Origin of the sequence: Capnocytophaga sp. oral taxon 863 str. F0517, from assembly GCF_000466425.1 — a bacterium.
In the GTDB taxonomy this organism is placed as follows: Bacteria; Bacteroidota; Bacteroidia; order Flavobacteriales; family Flavobacteriaceae; genus Capnocytophaga.
In genome coordinates, this window is the sequence record NZ_KE992118.1 from 2680 (window position 1) to 6379 (window position 3700).

At 30.6% G+C, this 3700-nt stretch carries 4 protein-coding genes; 1 reads left to right on the forward strand and 3 read right to left on the reverse strand.

Annotation, left to right across the window (positions count from 1 at the left end; genetic code table 11):
- A partial coding sequence (locus HMPREF1551_RS05345; RefSeq protein ID WP_410492500.1) for a DUF4134 family protein occupies positions 1 to 109 on the reverse strand: 109 nt, incomplete at its 3' end.
- A gap of 188 nt (positions 110 to 297) precedes the next feature.
- Here HMPREF1551_RS05345 and HMPREF1551_RS05350 point away from each other — a divergent pair.
- Positions 298 to 2874 carry an AAA family ATPase gene (locus HMPREF1551_RS05350; protein ID WP_021628041.1) on the forward strand — a complete coding sequence of 859 codons (2577 nt, stop codon included), beginning with the start codon at positions 298 to 300 and terminating at the stop codon, positions 2872 to 2874.
- Between the two features lie 18 nt (positions 2875 to 2892).
- Here HMPREF1551_RS05350 and HMPREF1551_RS05355 read toward each other — a convergent pair whose 3' ends face one another.
- The gene (locus HMPREF1551_RS05355) at positions 2893 to 3444 is read right to left on the reverse strand and encodes a hypothetical protein (protein ID WP_021628042.1); all 552 of its coding nucleotides are present in this window, start codon (positions 3442 to 3444) and stop codon (positions 2893 to 2895) included.
- A gap of 2 nt (positions 3445 to 3446) precedes the next feature.
- On the reverse strand, positions 3447 to 3700 hold a 254-nt coding region (locus HMPREF1551_RS05360; protein ID WP_021628043.1), incomplete at its 5' end, for a DUF3408 domain-containing protein.

Sequence of the window (3700 nt, forward strand, 5' to 3'; positions counted from 1 at the left end):
AGATGAGCTTGGTAGCAGGGTCGAAATACGAGGTTACCATACGGGTAGCTTCGTTGATACCTCCTACGCCATTGCCCTGAGCAATGGAAAATTGTGTAACTCCTAGCATCGTGAGCAGAAGGAGTCGTTTTAGAATTGATTTTCGCTTCATTGATAATCTGTTATTTTAAAATTCGGGGCAAAGGTAGGGGGATAAAGAGGTAAGGAGAAAAAGGGTGTAAGTTTTTGGCTTCATATGGCTGTATATGGAAAAGTTTTTGTAATTTTGCAGGGTGGAATAATAGATTTAGAATAGTTATGTCAGTATATAAAGAAATACTTAATTGGTCTCTTGACAAGCCTATGTTTATAAGGGATGCTTTGAGAAGATTAATAGTTGCAAATCAAAAACTTACCGAGAAAGATATTGATGAACTCATCTTATTACTGAAAAAAGATTGTGGAGATCCATCAATAAAATTAGAGGCTATACCTTTTAATGAAGAACATCTTCCCAATGAAACAATAACAAGCAATAGCTATCCTAAATTGATTAGTTTAGCTAATCCAAAAAACATCTGTGCTCTATATGAGAATGGTGTTTTAGAATTTGCAGAGAAAGGACTAACAATTGTATATGGTAATAATGGATCTGGAAAATCAAGTTATGCTCGCATACTCAAGAAATTTTGTTGGAGTAGAAGTGCTAATACAGAATTAAAGAAAAATGTTTTTAATCTTTCTAATACACCTCAAGAAGTAAACTTTGTTTTAAAAAATGATGAACAAAAAATATCCTATATATGGTCAGAAAGGACAAATGAAGAAGCCCATACTTTTCTAAAATCAATTTTTGTATTTGATAATGATTGTAGTAATGTATACATTAACAAAGAAAATCCAATAGAATATAATCCTATTGGGATAGATTTACTGAAGAGATTAATTCAAACTTTTGATTTTATCACAACTAAGATACAAAATGAGATCAATAGTCTCATAGTCAAAAAGCCAATATTAAATGAAAAATTAATTGATTCAGATAGATCAAAATGGTATAATACCATAGAGCAATTAAAAAAAGAAGAAATAAATTCCAATATTCTATTTACAAAAGAAGAGGAAATAGAGAAAGATAATTTAACAAAATTACTTAAAGAAAAAGATCCGCAGAAAGAAATAACTTTTTTAAGTAATCAAAAAACAAGAATTAGTAATTTTCTTGGAGAAATAAAAGAAATTGAATCTTTTTTCGCAGAAAGTAGAAAAGATAATATAGAAAAACTTATAAATTCTTATGATGAAGTTTATCATGCATATGAAATTGCTAAATTAGAATTAAATGAAGTAACTATATTAGAAGGATTGGGGTCTAATCCTTGGCGTACTCTTTGGGAATCAGCAAAAAAATATGCAGATAGTATACATCTTACAAATACTGATAATTACCCTTCAGACAAATCATTAGAAAGGTGTGTATTGTGCCAACAAGAATTAGGAAATGAAGCAAAGAAAAGGTTGTTAACATTCAAAAAATTCATACATGATGATATTTCAGAGGAATTAGGAACACTTCAAAAAAAGATACAAGAAAAAGAAAAATTTTACAAAGATCTTAAGATTCCTGTAATAAGTCATTTTACAGAATTAGAGCAACTAATTCCTGAATTTAAAGAAATATATAATAAATTCACTTCTACTATAGAAATGAACAAGAAAGAGATAATCACTTTTTTAAATGAAGGAGGAGAGCTTAATTTAATCCTTTTTAACATATCTCAATATATTGAGAAAATAATTTCAGACATTGATGGTAAAATAGAAGAGAATAAATCATCTATAACAAATAGAGAAAAGTTAATCTCAAAAGCTAAAGAATTATATACTAAAGAGTTTTTATTTAAAGAAAAAGATAACATTCTTAGGTATTTTGATGAATATAATATTAAAAAAATATTAAAATTTTGTTTATCCAAACTTAATACAAGAAGTATTTCTATGATGATTGGTAATCTAATGGAAAATAAGGCTGTTAAATTACAACAAGATGAGTTTATATCACATTTAAAATCCATAAATCAAGAATTAGCTAATAAAGTTAGTATTTCAAAAGTACACACAAATCAAGGTGTAACCTATCAAAAATGTAAGTTTAATGAAATTCAGGAAGATATAAGTTCTGTACTAAGTGAAGGAGAACAAAAAGTAATAGCTATATCAAATTTCCTATCAGAATGCACAATAGATAATCGTTTAAATACGATAATTTTTGATGATCCTGTAACATCATTAGATGTAGATTTTAGAGAATCCATAGCAAAAAAAATAGTAGAATTATCAAAAAATAGGCAAGTTATTGTTTTAACCCACGATTTATATTTCTTACGTCTATTACTTGATAAAAGCAAGGAAATGGGATTATCTGATTGTAATATAACAGGAATTAATAAAGAAGAAGGGATAAGCGGTATTGTTTCCAATGAGATACCATATCTTGCAAAAAATGTACAAGAAAGGATAGATGATATAAAAGCAGATATATGCAACATAAATCGATTCGATACTAGAGATAGAGAATGCAGTTTGAACTCAATAAGAAAAAAATTTAGAATGCTCTTGGAACGAACTATTGAAGAAATCTTATCAGGGAAATCTTATGAACGTTTTTCTAAGAACATAAAAGTAAAAAGAGATAATTTATTAAGTTATGTAGTTGTAAACGAAGATGATATTAATTTTATTTTAGAGTTATTTGGAAAGTATTCAGTAACAGAACACGATGGAGGTATAGAGATAATACCATCACTACCCAATGCAGAAACAATTAAGAATGATATTGATATTTATCATAAATGGAAGGAAGAATTTAAAGCAAGAGTAAAAGATTTAAAGTAAAGTATCAGAAATATACTCTCACACAAACTCCCTAATATCAAACTCCGTTTTACTTTCTATAGTTTTAGGCAACGCCTTCTCCAAGAGCGCACTTACTTTAAGAGTCGCTTGGGGTAAGGCTTTTTCTATGGCTTCTAATAAGCTGGTGCCCTCTACTTTTTGCAGTAACTCTATGTTCTCGGTGGTAACCTCTTCTTTGTCCTCAGAGAGGAAAGTAGCTACCTTTTCCAAGTCCTCAAACGAAAGCCCTGTAGCAAAATCATTGTCCTCTTCCTCTGTTCGATAGCTGCGTAAATCCTCTTCTTCATCTTCAAGGTTTACGGTGGGGTCCTCTTCCCATTCTGTCAGAATATCCTGTTGCTCTTTTTCTGTTAAGGGGATAGCTGTAGTAGCTACCTTTGCAGGAGGCACAAACCTACTTTCCCCCATTACCGAAGTTGAAGGAGCTGTTTTGGGTATAGGGGTAGCCTTAGGTTGGGGAGCTCTCTTTTTAGAATGTGTTATAGGCATTTTGTCCGATAGCAACAACAAAATGACCACAATAAGTAGTAAAATGATAATCTTTTCCATTGTTAAAATATAGGTTTGTATTTCTGTTCAAAACTCTGTGTGATTTCCTCTTGGTACTGCTCAAAATGCGCTTTAAGCACATTATCCAAATAGTTGTACAGACTGATCTTGTCTTCTCCTATCACCTGTACAATACGGGCTATTCGCTGGTGAAACTCAGGGCGTATATACACCGATTTTCCTTCCCTTGCTGAAGTCTCTCCCTGCTCAAAAAAATAACTTTCATACTCATAGAGTTCTGCCTTTTTCTTTTTGG

Coding starts and splice junctions, on each gene's coding strand:
- HMPREF1551_RS05350 (WP_021628041.1), top strand. CDS start 298: ATGTCAGTATATAAAGAAATACTTAATTGGTCTCTTGACAAGCCTATG.
- HMPREF1551_RS05355 (WP_021628042.1), bottom strand. CDS start 3,444: ATGGAAAAGATTATCATTTTACTACTTATTGTGGTCATTTTGTTGTTG.